Annotated in this window: 13 protein-coding genes; 8 read left to right on the top strand and 5 right to left on the bottom strand. The window is 60.2% G+C overall.

Features of this window, described 5'->3' with window-relative positions; translation table 11 throughout:
* Positions 1-5: 5 nt before the first annotated feature.
* The 4 genes from CT676_RS01600 to CT676_RS01585 form a co-directional block, all read right to left on the bottom strand.
* Positions 6-656: a 3-oxoacid CoA-transferase subunit B gene (locus tag CT676_RS01600; RefSeq protein WP_071913865.1), complete on the bottom strand. Its 651-nt coding sequence runs from the start codon at positions 654-656 to the stop codon at positions 6-8.
* Between the two features lie 4 nt (positions 657-660).
* A complete protein-coding gene (locus CT676_RS01595) occupies positions 661-1,308 on the bottom strand; it encodes a CoA transferase subunit A (protein WP_063983266.1) in 648 nt (215 codons plus the stop codon).
* A 93-nt stretch (positions 1,309-1,401) separates the two neighbouring features.
* A complete protein-coding gene (locus tag CT676_RS01590) occupies positions 1,402-1,998 on the bottom strand; it encodes a hypothetical protein (protein ID WP_085401519.1) in 597 nt (198 codons plus the stop codon).
* Positions 1,995-2,921 (bottom strand): alpha/beta hydrolase, encoded by a 927-nt coding sequence (locus CT676_RS01585; RefSeq protein ID WP_085401518.1) that lies wholly within the window; start codon positions 2,919-2,921, stop codon positions 1,995-1,997. Before CT676_RS01585 ends, CT676_RS01590 begins: the two co-directional genes overlap by 4 nt.
* Before the next feature lie 132 nt (positions 2,922-3,053).
* On the opposite strand from CT676_RS01585, the gene CT676_RS01580 reads away from it, so the two are divergent.
* The 8 genes from CT676_RS01580 to CT676_RS01555 all read left to right on the top strand — a co-directional run bounded on the left by CT676_RS01580 (position 3,054) and on the right by CT676_RS01555 (position 10,590).
* A complete protein-coding gene (locus CT676_RS01580) occupies positions 3,054-5,561 on the top strand; it encodes an alpha/beta hydrolase (protein WP_085401517.1) in 2,508 nt (835 codons plus the stop codon).
* A 9-nt stretch (positions 5,562-5,570) separates the two neighbouring features.
* On the top strand, positions 5,571-6,434 hold the full coding sequence (locus tag CT676_RS01575; RefSeq protein WP_085401516.1) for an alpha/beta hydrolase: 864 nt from the start codon (positions 5,571-5,573) through the stop codon (positions 6,432-6,434).
* 27 nt (positions 6,435-6,461) lie between these two features.
* Positions 6,462-6,812: a phasin gene (locus CT676_RS01570; RefSeq protein ID WP_071913875.1), complete on the top strand. Its 351-nt coding sequence runs from the start codon at positions 6,462-6,464 to the stop codon at positions 6,810-6,812.
* Positions 6,813-6,861: 49 nt separating this feature from the next.
* The gene (locus tag CT676_RS43820) at positions 6,862-7,011 is read left to right on the top strand and encodes a hypothetical protein (RefSeq protein WP_167767879.1); all 150 of its coding nucleotides are present in this window, start codon (positions 6,862-6,864) and stop codon (positions 7,009-7,011) included.
* A gap of 41 nt (positions 7,012-7,052) precedes the next feature.
* On the top strand, positions 7,053-7,184 hold the full coding sequence (locus tag CT676_RS46030) for a hypothetical protein (protein WP_275552074.1): 132 nt from the start codon (positions 7,053-7,055) through the stop codon (positions 7,182-7,184).
* Positions 7,185-7,208: 24 nt separating this feature from the next.
* The gene (locus CT676_RS01565) at positions 7,209-7,898 is read left to right on the top strand and encodes a MarC family protein (RefSeq protein ID WP_085401515.1); all 690 of its coding nucleotides are present in this window, start codon (positions 7,209-7,211) and stop codon (positions 7,896-7,898) included.
* Between the two features lie 682 nt (positions 7,899-8,580).
* Positions 8,581-10,194, top strand: a complete 1,614-nt coding sequence (locus tag CT676_RS01560; RefSeq protein ID WP_085401514.1) for an NAD(P)/FAD-dependent oxidoreductase — start codon at positions 8,581-8,583, stop codon at positions 10,192-10,194.
* A 204-nt stretch (positions 10,195-10,398) separates the two neighbouring features.
* The gene (locus CT676_RS01555) at positions 10,399-10,590 is read left to right on the top strand and encodes a hypothetical protein (RefSeq protein WP_063983274.1); all 192 of its coding nucleotides are present in this window, start codon (positions 10,399-10,401) and stop codon (positions 10,588-10,590) included.
* 47 nt (positions 10,591-10,637) lie between these two features.
* Here CT676_RS01555 and CT676_RS01550 read toward each other — a convergent pair whose 3' ends face one another.
* Positions 10,638-14,036, bottom strand: a complete 3,399-nt coding sequence (locus CT676_RS01550; protein WP_085401513.1) for an AAA family ATPase — start codon at positions 14,034-14,036, stop codon at positions 10,638-10,640.
* Positions 14,037-14,843: the final 807 nt, after the last annotated feature.

Raw genomic sequence — 14,843 nt, 5'->3', positions numbered from 1 at the left:
CCTCGTCAGATCGTCATTTCCGGGATGTTGTCAGGAATGACCAATTCGGCCTCTGTCACCGCCACAACCTCGCCAACGCTGACACCGGGGGCGGTCTCGAGCAGCGTCGCCTTGCCGTCCGCAAAACCGATGACCGCCATGTCGGTCACGACCAGATGGACCGGGCGCGCCGAGGTCAGGGGCAAGTTGCATGTCTTGACGATCTTCGACTTGCCCTTCGCGGCATGTTGCATGGCGACGATGACCCGTTTGGCGCCGCTGACGAGGTCCATCGCCCCGCCCATGCCCGGGACCATCTTGCCTGGGATCATCCAGTTGGCGAGAAGCCCATGCGCATCGACCTGGAGGCCGCCGAGCACGGTGACGTCGACATGGCCGCCGCGGATCAGTCCGAACGACATCGCGCTGTCGAAGGTCGCCGCACCCGGGAGCGCGCTAATGGGGCGGCCGCCGGCGTCTGTCAGCGTCGGATGCGCCATGCCTTGTTCGGGAATCGGCCCGGTGCCGATCAGTCCGTTCTCCGACTGAAAGAAGACTTTCAAATCGGCCGGAACGTAATTCGCAACCAGGGTCGGAATGCCGATGCCGAGGTTGACAAGGTTTCCGCTCTTCAACTCCCTGGCGACGCGTCGGGCGATGATGATCTGCGGGTCCATGATCTCACCCGTTGGTAATGAGGTAATCGACGAGCGGCGCCGGGGTCACGACGTGATCGGGCGCGATGACACCGACGGGCACGATGTTCTCTGCAGTGACGATGACCGTGTCGGCAGCCATCGCCATGACCGGGTTGAAGTTGCGGGAGGTCAGTGCGTAAGCGAGATTGCCGAGATAGTCGGCGAGAAACGCGTGAACCAGCGCGTACTGCGCCCGCAATGCCGTCTCCAGCAGGAACGGCTTGCCATCCACCTCGATCTGACGCTTGCCTTCGGCAACCAGCGTTCCGACGCCCGTCGGCGTCAGCACGCCGCCGAGGCCACATCCGCCCGCGCGGATGCGTTCGACGAAGGTGCCTTGCGGCACGAGATCGACGGCGATCTGGTTCGCGAGCATCTGCTGCTGCGCCTTCGGATTGAGGCCGATATGCGTTGCCGTCAGCCTTGAGACCAGCGCAGCGTCGAACAGCTTGCCGACGCCTTTGCCGGGAGTAGCGGCGTCATTGCAGATCAGAGACAGGCCGGTCTTGTTCTGCCGCACGAGTTCGTCAAGCAGGCGCTCCGGGGTTCCGACGCCCATAAAGCCGCCGACCATGACGCTCGCACCGGCCGGGATCATCGCAACGGCTTCTTCGACGGAAACGGCCTTCATGGGCGGAACTCCGGTCGGCAGGCGCAGGTGAATACTGGATCGATGTTGGGGGCGGGCAGACTCTCGGCTTTGATCTGCGTCAAGGTTGCCGGGTCATTCGCGCAGGCCAACGCCGACGCCTGCAAGGGTCTCGTGCCAGAGTCTGCGCACCTCGGCGTGCCGCCGTTCGAGCGTCGCGTTGACGGCATCCCGGAAAGGTAGGAGGTCTGGGCCCTTCAGGAACAGAATCTGCGCCTGCAACAGCCGACCGCTCTCGAACTCGATGCGCCGCAGCGCCATCACGAAGGGATCGTTCGCGTTCGCTTCCGTCGGCAGCAGGGCCGCCGGCCGGATCCCGGCATGAACCGCATGCGCGAGCGTCGCGAGGTGAATGGTCTGCGCGCGGGTGTGATCGGCGATGCCTTCGATCGGGGCGGGGAGCCAGGCCATCTCCCAGGATGCCGCCATCGGGCCCAGCGCGAGGTCCGGGACCCAGGCGGTCGCGCGCATGAGAAGCGAGACGATCTCGCTCTCGCGATAGAACTGCGCGTTCAATTCGGTCTGCCAGGCGGCATCGAATCTCGCGGGCAGGGCGACCGCGAGTTGCCGTGCCAGCGCACCATGCGCAGAAACCAGGAACGCGGCGACCCGCGTCTGCTGGCGCGGCGGCACGCGCCCGTCGGCTTGCAACGGTCCGAAGAACGCGCTCATGTCGCTGGCCTGTGCACCGGGATCGCGCGCAGATGGTCATAGCCGGCGGGAAACGGCGAAAAGTCTCCGCCGGCATCTTCCGGCGCGATCAAGACCTGCTTGTTGCCCTGCCAGCGGCCAGCCAACACGTCCTCGGCGAAGCGCGCCAGCAGGTCGGCTGTTAAGGCAGCCTTTTCGAGCGTGAAGGCGTGATAGGCCCTCGGAATGATGACGAGCGCACTGTCAGGAATTTCCACACGCAACGTCTCGTGCAGCGCCCGCGGCGTGAGGAAGTCGAACTCGCCGTTCAGGATCATGGTCGGGACGGATATTGAGGAGAGCTGCGGCGTCAGCGGCTTGAAGTCGAGGAAAGACTCCATCAGGTTCTGAAGGGCGTACACGTCGTTGACCAGCCAGCCCTGCCGCTTCACGCTGTCGAGCTTGTCCAGCAGCGGCTTCAGCCACTGGTCGGACAGGTTCATCGGCAGCAGCAGATCCTGGAGGTAGCCGGTGCCGCCCAGGATGAGGCCGGTGCGCAAGGCGTTGCCGATCAGAAGCAGTTGTGGCGAAAGCTCGGCAAAGCAGCTCATCGGCACAAGGCCCGACAGCCGCGCGCCATGCTCGATGGCATAGCGCAACGCGATCAGGCCACCGAAACTGATGCCACTGAGGAAGACCGGACCGTCGCCAAGCTCGCCGATCAGGCGATGCAGCACGGCGATGTGGTCGTCCTGATCGATGAACAGCGCGGGCTTGTCGGAGACGCCCTGGCCGAGCAGGTCGAAGGTAGCGACCCGGAACCGCCGTGCGATTAGCGTGTCGCGATACGCGCCCCAAAGCTCGGAATACTGCGTCAGACCGTTAACCAGCACATAGGCAGGCGCATTCGCCGGTCCGTCGAGCTCATAGCGGATACGATATGAGCCATGACTGAGGAAGGGCATTGCGGGGACCGGCCAGCGTGACGATGACCACGATCCTCAACGCAGGCTCAAGGATTCCATTGAGCTAAATCAAGCCTCAGGAGGAGGTCCAGCCTAGCGTTCGCGCAAAACACCGCCAGGAGGGAGTTCGTCATGAACGGGAGAAGCGCACTCAAGCGTTGCCTCGTCAGCCTGATGTTATTGCTGCTCGGCGCCGCGCTCGCGGTCGCCCAGCCGTTCACGCGGCGCTCGTCGCAGATGCAGCATGACGGGCTCAAAAAGACCTATGAGATCGCGAACTTCCGGCTTGGCGGCAAGTACGACCTGGCCAATCCCTCCAAATGGGAGAATGGCGGCGAGGGCGGCGTGACGCTGGAATCGCTCGGGGCAGGCAAGCTGCGTACCGGATACATCGCGATCGGCAACGCGCGGCGCAATGCCGCCGGTGAGATCACCAACGCGGTCGTGATCAATTCCTATTATTCCGGCGATTCCACCGATATGTACGAACAGTGGGTCAAGGGCGCGGCCCTGTCGGGCGGCGTCCCGATCATCGGCCCCGGACGGCCGATCGACACCGACCGCTACTACGTCATCATGGTCGACCCGCTCGGGACGTGGGGCGCCAGCAAACCGTCCGACGGCCTCGGCATCAAGTTTCCGCAGTACAGCTACTACGACATGGTGCAGGCGAACTACCGCCTGCTGCGCGACGAGTTGAAGGTCGCGCGCGTCGCGCTTGTCACGGGCGTCTCCATGGGCGGCACCCAGACCTATGTGTGGGGGGTCATGCATCCCGAATATATCGGCGCGCTGATGCCGATCGGCGGCACCACGCAGTCGGACGGTGAAGACCCCGTCGGCAACTGGACCTTCCAGATGATGACGGCCGCGATCGAGGGCGATCCGGTCTGGCAGGCGACCAAGGGCGACTACTACAATCTGCCCAAGGAGAAGCACCCTATGCCGGGTGTGGCGTTCGGTTGGTCGATTCTGGGCATGACGGGCTACGACTTCGGCTTCCGCACGACCCAGAACTGGGCCGCGGTCCAGCCCGAGATATTCTACTGGGATCCGCCGAACGAGAAGGCCGGTCTGAGTGTCACCAACCGTGCCAAGCTCTATGACGCCGTCGATCTCGTCTGGCGCAACCGGGTCGGTGAGACCCACAACATCAATCCATATCTCGGCCGCATCCAGTCGCGCACACTGGTGATGCACATCACCAACGACCTCTGGCTGAACTTCAAGCTGGCGCAGAAGGCCGTAGATCGCGTGCCGGGCGCGGACCTGATCGCGCAGGAGAGCCCGGTCGCACATTACGGCGTGTTCCCAATCATCAACCAGCGCAAGAACGATCCGAAGTTCGTCGCCTTCATGGACGACGTCGCGGCTCTCGATCGTGCGAGGATGTTCGTCGACAAGAATTATCGTGTGCCGGGCGTCGCCGAAAACATCGATCCGAGCAAGTCCTTTTGGAAGGACTTCGTGACCTATCCCTATCCGGTCAAATACGCCAACGCCAAGGACAAGATCGGCAACACCTGGCAGATCGGTTACATGGATGAGTATGCCGGCACCGACAAGGATCCCAAGGTCCTCGTCATCATCCACGGCAAGGGCGCATTCGGCGGGCACTATGGCAACATCATGCAATATGCGCTGCGGAGTGGCTTGCGTGTGATCGTGCCGGACTTGCCGAACTACGGCATGTCCGGGCCCGGTAATCTCGATAAGAGCCCGGCGCGCACCATGCAGGATATGCGCGAGGTCATCTACGATCTCGTCGTAAACCAGCTTGGCGTCAAGAAAGCCTATTATCTCGGCCACTCGCTGGGCGGTCAGTTCGTCACGGGGTACGCCCTGACCTGGCCGGATGCGGTGCAGGGCCTCGCGCTCGAAGCACCATCCGGGCTCGAGGAATACCCGCGCGACATTACGATCGCGAAAGACAAGAAGGCACCTCTGTTCCAACCGGGACTCGGTCGCGACTTCGACAAGTGGAAGCAGATCTGGGACCAGACCGGCATCCTGGCGGCGGAGAAGGCCCGCGACGAGCAGGGCATTCGCGACTTCTTCTATTTCAAGAAGCGCGACCCCGACACCGGCGTGGTGTCGGCGGCCAAGAGCGGCTACTTCTTCAGCGACAGCGAATATGCGCGCTTCCATACCGAGCAGCGCGTCGGGCTTACAAAGGGCAATCCCAAGGAGCTCGAACAGTGGTGCAACGTCTTCATCTTCGACATCTACACGATCGGGGCCGAGCTCCAGCAGGATGATCCGAAGAACCTTTACGAGCGGGTTACCCAGATCAAGGCGCCGATCTTCCTCGCTTTCGGTGACAAGGAGCCGTTCATCCCGACGCCGGCTTTCAACGGGCTGACCGATCTCGGACGCGACGTCATCACGCCGTTCATGACGCGCATGACCAATGCGGGCAACCGGCCGATTCTGAAAATCTATCCGGAGACCGGGCACTTCATCCATACCGACAATCCGGTGGAATATTCCGCCGACGTCGTGGACTTCGTCACGAAAGGAACGGTCGACACCTCATCGCCCCTCGGCACAGATCGCATGATCAAGGGTTCCGTGGTATCCGCCCTGCCGGTGGCGCCGACACCTCCCGGTGCGGCACCAACCGCCGGTCTCAACAAATAGGATCGGTCTATGCCACGGGTGCAGGCGGGTGAAATCGAGCTTGGCTGGCGGGAGTGGGGCCGAGGCGAAGTGACCGTCGTCTTCATCCATGGCAATCTCGCCAGCAAGGACTGGATCGAGCTGGCTGCGCCCTTGTTTCCAACGGGCCTGCGCGTCATCGCCATCGACTGGCGCGGCTGCGGGGACAGCGACCGGCCGAAGCCTGCCGCCGATTATTCGAACTACTCCATGCAGCAGCATGCCGAGGACATGCTGGCGGCACTCGATATGCTCGACATCGGTTATTGCCATCTCGCGACGCATTCGACCGGCGGCATCATCGCTGCCCGCATGCTCTTGATGCAGCCGCAGCGTTTCGGGCGCGTGTTCGCACTCGATCCGGTGACGCCGCTCGGCATGGCTTTCAATGCCGATCAAATCGGCCTGTTTCGGGCGATGATGGCGAGCAAGGACCTGACACGGACGATCATGGCGACGGCGGCGTCCTCGCTGTTCGTGCCCGAGAGCATGGCGCCGAACGCCGTGCCTCGATTTCGGGAGGGATTGAAGGACATCCAGGCGTTATTCGACCGCATCATCGAGCAGACCTTTGGCGTCTCCGAGGGCATCTGGATCGGGACGCCGGTCAACCTCACGAAGGAAAGAGAGAGCAGAGAGCTCGAGCGCCGCATGCCGGAGCTGAAGCATCCGCATCTGGTGCTATGGGGCGAATGGGACGGCTGGATTCTGCCAGCCGATCTTCACGTCATGGCCGATGCGATGCCGGATTGCCGTCTCGTGATCGTGCCTCGCGTCGGGCACTCGATGAATCTCGAAGTACCCGCGCTCTACGCCGGCTATTTCGGCGCCTGGTTCGGTGGACTTACCGCGTAACTGCTAACACCTGAAGGGAGAGACGTCATGGCAGAGATCAATCTATCGGCAGATAACGTCCGTGCGGCGCTGACCGAGGCGCTTGGCCGCCTGCGCAAGGCCAACGCGGACTATTTCGAGATGCTGGAGAAGGGGATCAGTTCGTCGCCTCTGCCGATCGCGAACCAGGCGAAGGAGTTTTGCAGTTTCATGCAGCGCAATGTCACAGCGACCCTGGACCTCAGCGACAAGCTGATCCATGCCAAGGATGTCCAGGACGCGCTCAAGCTTCAAGCCGATTTCTTCCAGGAGCAGATGCGGGCCCTGACCGACCAGACCAAGACCATGGGTGAGGCGGCGATGAAGGCGGCCGGCGGCATGTTCAGTCCGAAGAGCTGAGACTGCAACCACGGTACTGACAGACGCGGTAGCGTCAGAAAGGTCTGGTATGGCCGAGACCAACAAGCTTTCTGTCGAAAAGGCACTCCAGAAGTTGCTTCGCGACGAACCCTTGGAAACGGCGAGCGAGCAACGAGACGAAAAAGCCGAGGCGCTCAGGGAGGAGATCAAGCGCATGCGCGCAGAGATCGCGTCTTGAGCGATCACCCGGCAAGGACAAGTGAGATCCGGTATCATCGGATGATGCCCCGGTTTTTCGTCGGCATGCTGGTCCGTGTCGCCAACAGCTGGTCGGCCGTGCTGTTCGAGGTTCTGCGCAAGACGCTCGACAATCTGGCCGATTTCAAAGCGCCCGGCTTCACATGCCCGTAAGCCGAAGAGCGGAGCGGGCGCAGCATGCGTGATATCGCCACATCGGGGCTCGTTGCCGATTTCCTGTTCGGCTTCGGCGCGCTGTTCGCGATCATCAATCCCTACGGACTGGCCTTCATCTTCCTCGACAAGACGAGAGGTCTTTCTGAAGACGAGCGCGCGAGCCTTGCGCTGCGGGTTGCCGGATATGCCTTCGTGGTCTTGCTGGTGTCGCTGTTTCTGGGCAGCCAGATCCTCAACTTCTTCGGCGTGACAATCCCGGCGCTTCGGATTGCCGGCGGCCTCGTGGTCGCAGCGACAGGCTGGTCCATGCTCAACGCGCCCTCGGGCCCGGCCGGGCCTCACGAGGTCTCGTCCCCCGATCATGCGACCATGAAGCGCATGGCCTTCTTTCCTCTCACAATTCCGCTGACGACCGGGCCGGGAACGATCGCGACAGCCATCGCGATCGGAATCAGCCGCACCAGCAGCCTCGATGCGATGTTCCAGTCATCGATCGTTTCACTTCTGGTGGCGTTCGCCGTCACCGCGGCGATCTACCACGCCTACCGGAAATCGAGCGCAATGGCGCGCCTGTTCGGCGAGGAGGGCACCAGCGTGGTGACGAAATTGTCAGCTTTCCTGCTGCTCTGCATCGGCGTGCAGATCATCCTCACCGGCGTTTCCGAGGTCGCGCGGTCCATATTGGACAGCGCTCCGCGCGCTATCCAATAGATAGAAGCGCGCCGACCGCAACACCAATCGGCCAATGCGACTCCGAGGTTGGTCCGGTGATGATCAGGTAGAGTCCGTCTCCATCGGCGTTTGGCGCTCTACCTCGAGCGGTTTGAGCCTTCCAGCCATTCCTCAGGAAAAACCGTCCTCTGAACCCACGGTCAAAAAGCCGCGGTCAGTGATCTGTCACCGCTCCTCCAAACAACGCTAGCCAAGAAGTTGAACTCATTGCAAATTCTGACGATCCGCGCGGAGCTCGCGTACAATGCTACGGTGACGAGCTACGAATGGACCCTCGCAAATTCGGCACTACGCCGATTGGGCGGGCAGGGGACTTCGTCAGGAACGCGGCTAAGCGTGCCGCTATGAGGCTACCTGATGGGCGAGCTAGCCTGAGTCTTTCAGTCGATTGACGCTCAGATCGTCACCGATAGGCGCGTTGATTGTCGATGTTGCGTGTCTCGCGATCGGAGGCAACTGATGGCTCGATCGTCGAGCGGATCAGCATTTGAGTGAGCGCTAGAATAATAGCCCGCTGTCTTGCGGGCCAAAATCGCTCTGTGCGAAACCCAATGGCGGTCGGGCGGTCGATTTTTCTGCAATCAGACCTGTGGTAATGGGACAGAACTAAGCCGAATGGCAAAAGTCATTTCTAACAAGAGCGCAGCGGCAGGAATGTCCCATGAGCGTCTCCCAACTCACGAAGCGCGTTCGACGCGAGCTGACTTATTTGGACTATCCGGCTCGGGAGTGGACCGTCCCGCGATTTATGGACGGAGTGCCGGTTCTGGACGTGCTGGTTGTCGGCGCTGGACAGAGCGGACTGGGTATCGCGTTCGGCTTGAGGCTTGAGCGCATAGCAAACTTCAGGATCATCGATCGTTGCCAGCGCGGTTTCGAAGGACCTTGGCGCAATTTCGCTCGGATGGAACGGTTGCGGACTCCGAAGGAGGTGACTGGGATTGATTTCGGCGTCCCGAGTCTAACGGTGCGTGCGTGGTACGAGGAAAAATTTGGGCGGCGAGCATGGGGTCGCATAGATACCGTCCCTCGGGAGGTGTGGCGCTCGTATCTGGATTGGTACCGAGACGTCCTGGACCTCCCGGTTGAGAACGAGGTCGAACTAATGTTGATTGAGCCGGCGAATGGCATCTTCCTTGCCCATCTCCGTCGTTCCGAAGGAATTGAGCGGGTGTATGCAAGAAAGATTATTCTTGCGACAGGCTTTGAGGGAAGTGGAAGGTGGGGCGCTCCTAAGTCTCTGGTCGCCCATTTGTCGGCAGATCTTTACGCACATTCGGCCGATGATATCGATTTTCGCAAGCTTGCAGGAAAGCGCATTGGTATCCTTGGTGCCGGGGCATCCGCCTTTGACAACGCAGCTCTCGCACTTGAGGCGGGCGCCGCGCGAGTAGACCTTTGCTTCCGCCGTTCGGAGATGCCGCGGGTCAATCCACTCACTTGGATGAATTTTGCCGGTATGTTGGGCCACTTCGGCGATCTGACGGACCTGGACCGCTGGCGGTTCATGCGTCACATTCTTGAGGAGCTTCCGGTCCCGCCTACACAGGACGCTTATTGGCGATGCCGCGAGTTTGAGAATTTCGCCTGGCACCCCGACTGCGGATGGAGTTTCATCGACGAAGCTTGCGGTATTGCAAGGGTTCAAAGCAGCAATCGTAGATTCGAATTCGACTTCATGATTTTTGCGAGCGGCGTTGAGGCGGATCTCTCGGCGCGTCCCGAGCTCGCCCTATTCTTTGAACAAATAGCCCTTTGGCGCGACCGCTTCACGCCTCCATCGGGCGAGGAAAGCGAGGCCCTCGCGCGCTATCCCTATTTGGGCCAAGCCTTTGAATTCACGGAGCGGCACCGCGGCACTGCTCCGTTTCTGCGAGGGCTACACAACTTTACGTTCGGAGCGATGCTGAGCCATGGAATATCAGGAGCGGCCATCACGGGAATAAAATATGGAGTGCGGCGGCTCGTAAATGGCATCGCGCGTGATCTGTTTTGCGAGGAGTCGGCAACTTATTACCGAGATCTGCTGTCATACCAGACGCCTGAGTTGCGCACCTTGGACAGTGCATTTGTCTGGTTGAGCCAGCTTGGCAGTGACGCCACTGATTTCGAGAGCTTCGCCAATCAGCTGGATCAACGCCAGTTTGCCACGCTCCGCGCCTTGTTGCAGCGATCAAGGCCCCACGAGAAATCTCCGACTGTAAGGTCTTCCCGACTCGGTCGCACGAAGCGCACCTCGCGACCGGCGCGGCTCAAGAACAAAAAGCGGAAGTGAAATAACGACGGCGTGGTAGCGCGATGTCAGTTGCTACCGCTTTCTCTCGCGCTCACCACGAGGGCCCGTGGGTCGGAAGGCCGATCGAGTATTTCTGGAAGAAATGCCGTTTGACTATAGGTCGATGATATTGGAGAATATTTGTTTCACTGCCTTGCACATATTGATCACGGCCTAACGACCACCACCATCGGGAGGTAAGCAATGGCCTTCATCGCGTTTACGAAGGTGATCGATTTTACGACATTGACCGCCGAGCAGCGAAGACAACTCAAGAGCATTCTTGGAAAGCGCGAGAAGCAGCTCAAGAAGGCAATCAAGGATGTCGAGAGCGCCCTTAGCAAACTTGAACGAACAGGTGGCAAGTCCGGAAAGCGGGCGAAGGGCAGGCGTTGATCGGACGCTGATCAATTTACGTCAGGCATGATGTTGAGCGGTGCTGGTCAACAGCTGCCACGCTTTGGCTCATCTTTCATTCCTGAAACCGATTTCATTCCTGAAACTGAGCGTAGTTCGTCCACGAGATTTTTCGCGTCTGTCAGATCGGGTGTATCCCGACCTTCGGTGAACCAAGTGTATATAGGCTCTAAGAGGGACCAAGCCTCGAAATATCTGCCTTCGTTACTCCAATGCCGCGCGAGACAGATCGAGGCACGCAACTCCCACCAGCGAGCTTGTTGTCGCCGCGCAATCGCCACGGCTCGCTGCAGTGCGGCCTCTGCCTGGTCACGCCTGCCGAGTTTTAGGTTGATGTTGCCCCGAAGACGATACAACTCGGCCTCAAAGAAACTCTCCCCTGTTGTTTCGGCCAGCTGAACGCCTTCGTCCAGCAGGCGCAGTCCAACTTCAAGCTCTCCGAGCTGGGCATGAGCGAAGGCGAGATGGCCCAAATAGAGAGTGCGGCGGCACCGTTCAGAGTTTTGGTAAGTTGCCGTCAAAGCGCCGCGCATCAGTTCGATCCCGACTTGAAGATCCCCTCCTTGGGCTAATAGCGCTCCGCGGAAAAAACGTGCTCTTCGTTCAATTGCCGCAAATTCATGCTCGATGCTGAGCGATATCGCTTCGTCGGCGTGAGCCAAAGCGCGCTTTGCGTCGCCGCCGATTGTGCCCAAAACGACTATGTTCCCCAGGGCCAGGGCCGTCGTAAAGCTTTGTTCCCTCGTTCGAGCAAGAGTTTCAGTACGCTCGACGATTGTTGTAGACTGTTTAGGATAGCCAAGGACCAATAGCGTCGTCGAGAGCCACGCCAGGCTGTTCACCGCGTCATCGACTCCGAAGCGGCGATAGGTCGATATCGTGGCTGGATTGGTTGAGCACAGTGCGAGGGCGCGATCGAGGTGTTCGCGTGCGTCGGCGAAGGCACCCGTGAGATGCAATGATTGTCCAATAAAGCGCGTGGCTAGGACGGCCACGCCGGGATGATCATGCTCTGCGGCCAACGCGAGGCCGTACCGGGCATCCTCCAGCGCTGAGCTATACTCCGCGCGCATACTGTGGGCTAGGTAGCTGCCCCACAGGATCGTCATCCGTTCTTCTAGGCTGACACTTTCGCCTAGCAGCGCGCGAGCCCGTGAGAAGACCCGCGACGTTTCAGCCGCGGCATCGCCCTCAGTTGCGGCGACTGCAGGACCAAGGGCCAGATAGAAATCCAGTTCTTTGCGATCGCGTTGCGGCGAGCTGAGCAGTTGCTGGGTCAGCTCCATTCCTCGCGTGAGATGTTTTACAGCCTCGGCATTGGAGGAGCGCCCGAGCGCGCGCTTTCCGGCCTTGAGCCAATAGTCCGTTGCCTTCTCAAGCATGCCGGCTTCGGTGAAATGGTGCGCAAGGATTTCAGGGTCGTTCACGACGGCATCCTGGAATCCTTCCTCAAGCACGCGCGCTATTTGCGCATGGAGTTGCCGCCGCCGTGTCTTCAGCAGGCTCTGATAAGCCGCATCCCTCACCAATGCGTGTTTGAAGCTATAAATGGCATCCGGCAGGTCACCTTCGCGGAAAATAAGCCCGGCCTCCTCGAGTTCGGAGAGGGAATGCTGCAACCGTGTTTCCTCTCGAGCGACCACAGCCCGCATCAAGGAATAGGAAAATTCGCGACCGATGGTGGCGCCAATCTGGGCGATCTCCTTCACCGAATGCAGGCGGTCGAGCCGCGCCATCAGGGAGTCGTGAAGGGTTTCCGGGATGGCAAAGGGCGGTAACGGTCCCCCGAGCTGATAGCGATCCTGGCATTCGATCAGAATGCCAGCTTCGAGGACAGCCTTGGTGAGTTCCTCCACGAAGAGCGGATTTCCGTCAGTCTTTGTTACGATCTGCTTCATCACGTCGATCGGAAGCGCTCGGCCATTGGCCACCTGCGTGGCAACACCTTTGACATCATCTGGGTTGAGCCGTCCGAGGACCAGGCTTCCGACATTTGCAAGACCGGTCCAGGGAGGCTCGAACTCTGGTCGAAAGGTAACCAGCGCAAGGATAGACAACTGTCGGGCTCGCTCTACGATGAGGTCGAGCAATTCGAGGGTGGTGTCGTCGGCCCACTGAACATCTTCGATAAGCAACAGGATGGGCTGTTTGCGAGAACGGCTCTCGAATTGATCGAGCAGCGCGGCAAGTGTGCGGCGACGCTGCTGGGCGGGGCTTAGCTGCGGTTTTGGATAACGGCTCGCGAATGGGATCGATAGCAGCTCAGCAAAAAGTGGTACTACCGTCTGAACTTGCGGTGCTCTCAACGAGAGGAGTGCCTCCAGCTTGTCAAGCCGCGTCTCGACGGGATCGTCCGCCTTAAATCCGGCACTCCTTTCCAACTGCTCGACCACGGGATGAAGTGCGCTGTTGGCGTGGTAAGGCGAGCACTGATAACGGAAATGCACGTGTGGTTGATGCTTAGCTGCACGTTCAGCCAGAGCCGCTGCTAAGCGCGATTTCCCGATACCCGGCTCGCCTGAGATGAGAACGATCTGGCCTTCGCCCGTGCGAGCCAAACGTTGACGTTCCAACAAGAACTCCAACTCGGAATCGCGGCCGATGACAGGGGCGAGTTCTGTCGGACGCACCGCCTCAAAGCGGCTCTCGGAAGCCGAGACGCCCTGGACGGCCCACGCGCTCACCGGCTCGCTAATGCCCTTGAGGTGGTGGGCGCCAAGGTCGCGAAGACTAAAGATATCGCCAAGGAGACGACGGGTGGAGTCTGCGACGACCACGGTGTTCGGCTCGACCAAGGCTTGCACGCGAGCCGCGATATTGGGAGCGCCCCCAACCACGGAGTGCTCCCGAAGTTTGCCTTCGCCGCCCAGGTCACCGACTACCACCATGCCGGTAGCGATACCGATACGCACCGCGAGCGGTTCTCCAGCGCGGGTTTCAAGCCGTGCGACAGCAGCAATGATATCGAGCGCAGCTCTTACAGTTCGTTCGGGATCGTCCTCGTGCGCAATGGGATAGCCGAAATACGCAAGAATGCCGTCTCCGCGAAAGTCGGCGAGAAAGCCGTCATAGGAGCGCGTGATACGAGCACAAGCAGCGTGATAGGCATCGATGACGGCGCCCATATCTTCCGGGTCAAGGCGTGCCGTCAGGGCGGTCGAATCGACCAAGTCACAGATCATTACCGTGAGGTGGCGCCGTTCCGCGTATTGCGCAATTGCAGCATTCACGACAGTGGAGGGAAGGCTGGAGGGAAGCGCACTGATCGCATTCACGAGGCGTTTCCGGTCGCCGAGTGGGATGCCAACCTTTTCGAAGTCAACTTCTGTCAATTGCGGCAACACATCGCAATCTATGGCGTTCGCGATGAACAGGGACTCATGTCGTCCTAGGCCCAAACTTTTCAGCCAAGTCCCGATTTCCATGGCAGGACCCTTGTGTGTACGAACAGCTTCAGCGCATCAGAGCCGAATATTTGCTCGTCCTACTTAATTCTATTGGAAGCCATTCAAACGAACAGTTCGGCATGACCGCACCGACAATAGCATGCTGTCGGGTCCGAACATGTGAACAGCCTCGCAATTCGCAGCATCCAAATACCTGCGGAAACGCGCGAGCGCTTCCGGTTCGCGATGATGGTTGCGACCTGGGCGGCCCGTGAAATTGAGCGGACGATACGTCCGTGAAGCCAGGCCCGCCGGCTCACGCGGGCGGCCTACTTCGCGATCCGATATTTCCTGGCCGCCTTGCGCCTTGGTGGTGTATCCGGCGTACGCTGCTTTCCGAGGTCTCAAACAGAGGCAGGAGATAATGTCGGCTACAGAAATCCTAAAGAGCGCGCTCGCGCTAGCCCTTTATACTGCGGCGACAACAACGACGCTCGCAACCGCCCAAGAAGCGACATTTTCAGAAGGCGAGCGACTTGGCCTTGCGGCGTGTTTGTCCAAATGCCCCGATAACGACAAGGCATGCAACAATCGATGTATCTCGAGTTCTCAAACCAAGGGCCGTGTGTGGGGCGACGATGTGCGCGCTTGCATTAGGGGTTGCCGGGTAGGCACCCAAATGAAAGATCAGATATTTGGTTGTATAACGGGCTGCCGTCTTGATCGGATCGTCCGATAGAAGCGCGGTGGTAGCGTCGACACAAGCCGCTAGGGATTGCGGTACCGAAACGCAGGCGGCCCAAGCAGCAACCCGCCGGTTCACGCTGGCGGGCTGGGCGTCTCTCG

This window comes from Bradyrhizobium sp. MOS001 (genome assembly GCF_004634465.1).
GTDB classification, from domain to species: domain Bacteria; phylum Pseudomonadota; class Alphaproteobacteria; order Rhizobiales; family Xanthobacteraceae; genus Bradyrhizobium; species Bradyrhizobium barranii.
This window is presented reverse-complemented; position numbering and strand designations above follow the sequence as displayed.

Bases quoted from the DNA above. Each gene is read 5' to 3' on its own strand.
- CT676_RS01600 (WP_071913865.1), bottom strand. From the start codon at position 656: ATGGACCCGCAGATCATCATCGCCCGACGCGTCGCCAGGGAGTTGAAG.
- CT676_RS01595 (WP_063983266.1), bottom strand. From the start codon at position 1,308: ATGAAGGCCGTTTCCGTCGAAGAAGCCGTTGCGATGATCCCGGCCGGT.
- CT676_RS01590 (WP_085401519.1), bottom strand. From the start codon at position 1,998: ATGAGCGCGTTCTTCGGACCGTTGCAAGCCGACGGGCGCGTGCCGCCG.
- CT676_RS01585 (WP_085401518.1), bottom strand. From the start codon at position 2,921: ATGCCCTTCCTCAGTCATGGCTCATATCGTATCCGCTATGAGCTCGAC.
- CT676_RS01580 (WP_085401517.1), top strand. From the start codon at position 3,054: ATGAACGGGAGAAGCGCACTCAAGCGTTGCCTCGTCAGCCTGATGTTA.
- CT676_RS01575 (WP_085401516.1), top strand. From the start codon at position 5,571: ATGCCACGGGTGCAGGCGGGTGAAATCGAGCTTGGCTGGCGGGAGTGG.
- CT676_RS01570 (WP_071913875.1), top strand. From the start codon at position 6,462: ATGGCAGAGATCAATCTATCGGCAGATAACGTCCGTGCGGCGCTGACC.
- CT676_RS43820 (WP_167767879.1), top strand. From the start codon at position 6,862: ATGGCCGAGACCAACAAGCTTTCTGTCGAAAAGGCACTCCAGAAGTTG.
- CT676_RS46030 (WP_275552074.1), top strand. From the start codon at position 7,053: ATGATGCCCCGGTTTTTCGTCGGCATGCTGGTCCGTGTCGCCAACAGC.
- CT676_RS01565 (WP_085401515.1), top strand. From the start codon at position 7,209: ATGCGTGATATCGCCACATCGGGGCTCGTTGCCGATTTCCTGTTCGGC.
- CT676_RS01560 (WP_085401514.1), top strand. From the start codon at position 8,581: ATGAGCGTCTCCCAACTCACGAAGCGCGTTCGACGCGAGCTGACTTAT.
- CT676_RS01555 (WP_063983274.1), top strand. From the start codon at position 10,399: ATGGCCTTCATCGCGTTTACGAAGGTGATCGATTTTACGACATTGACC.
- CT676_RS01550 (WP_085401513.1), bottom strand. From the start codon at position 14,036: ATGGAAATCGGGACTTGGCTGAAAAGTTTGGGCCTAGGACGACATGAG.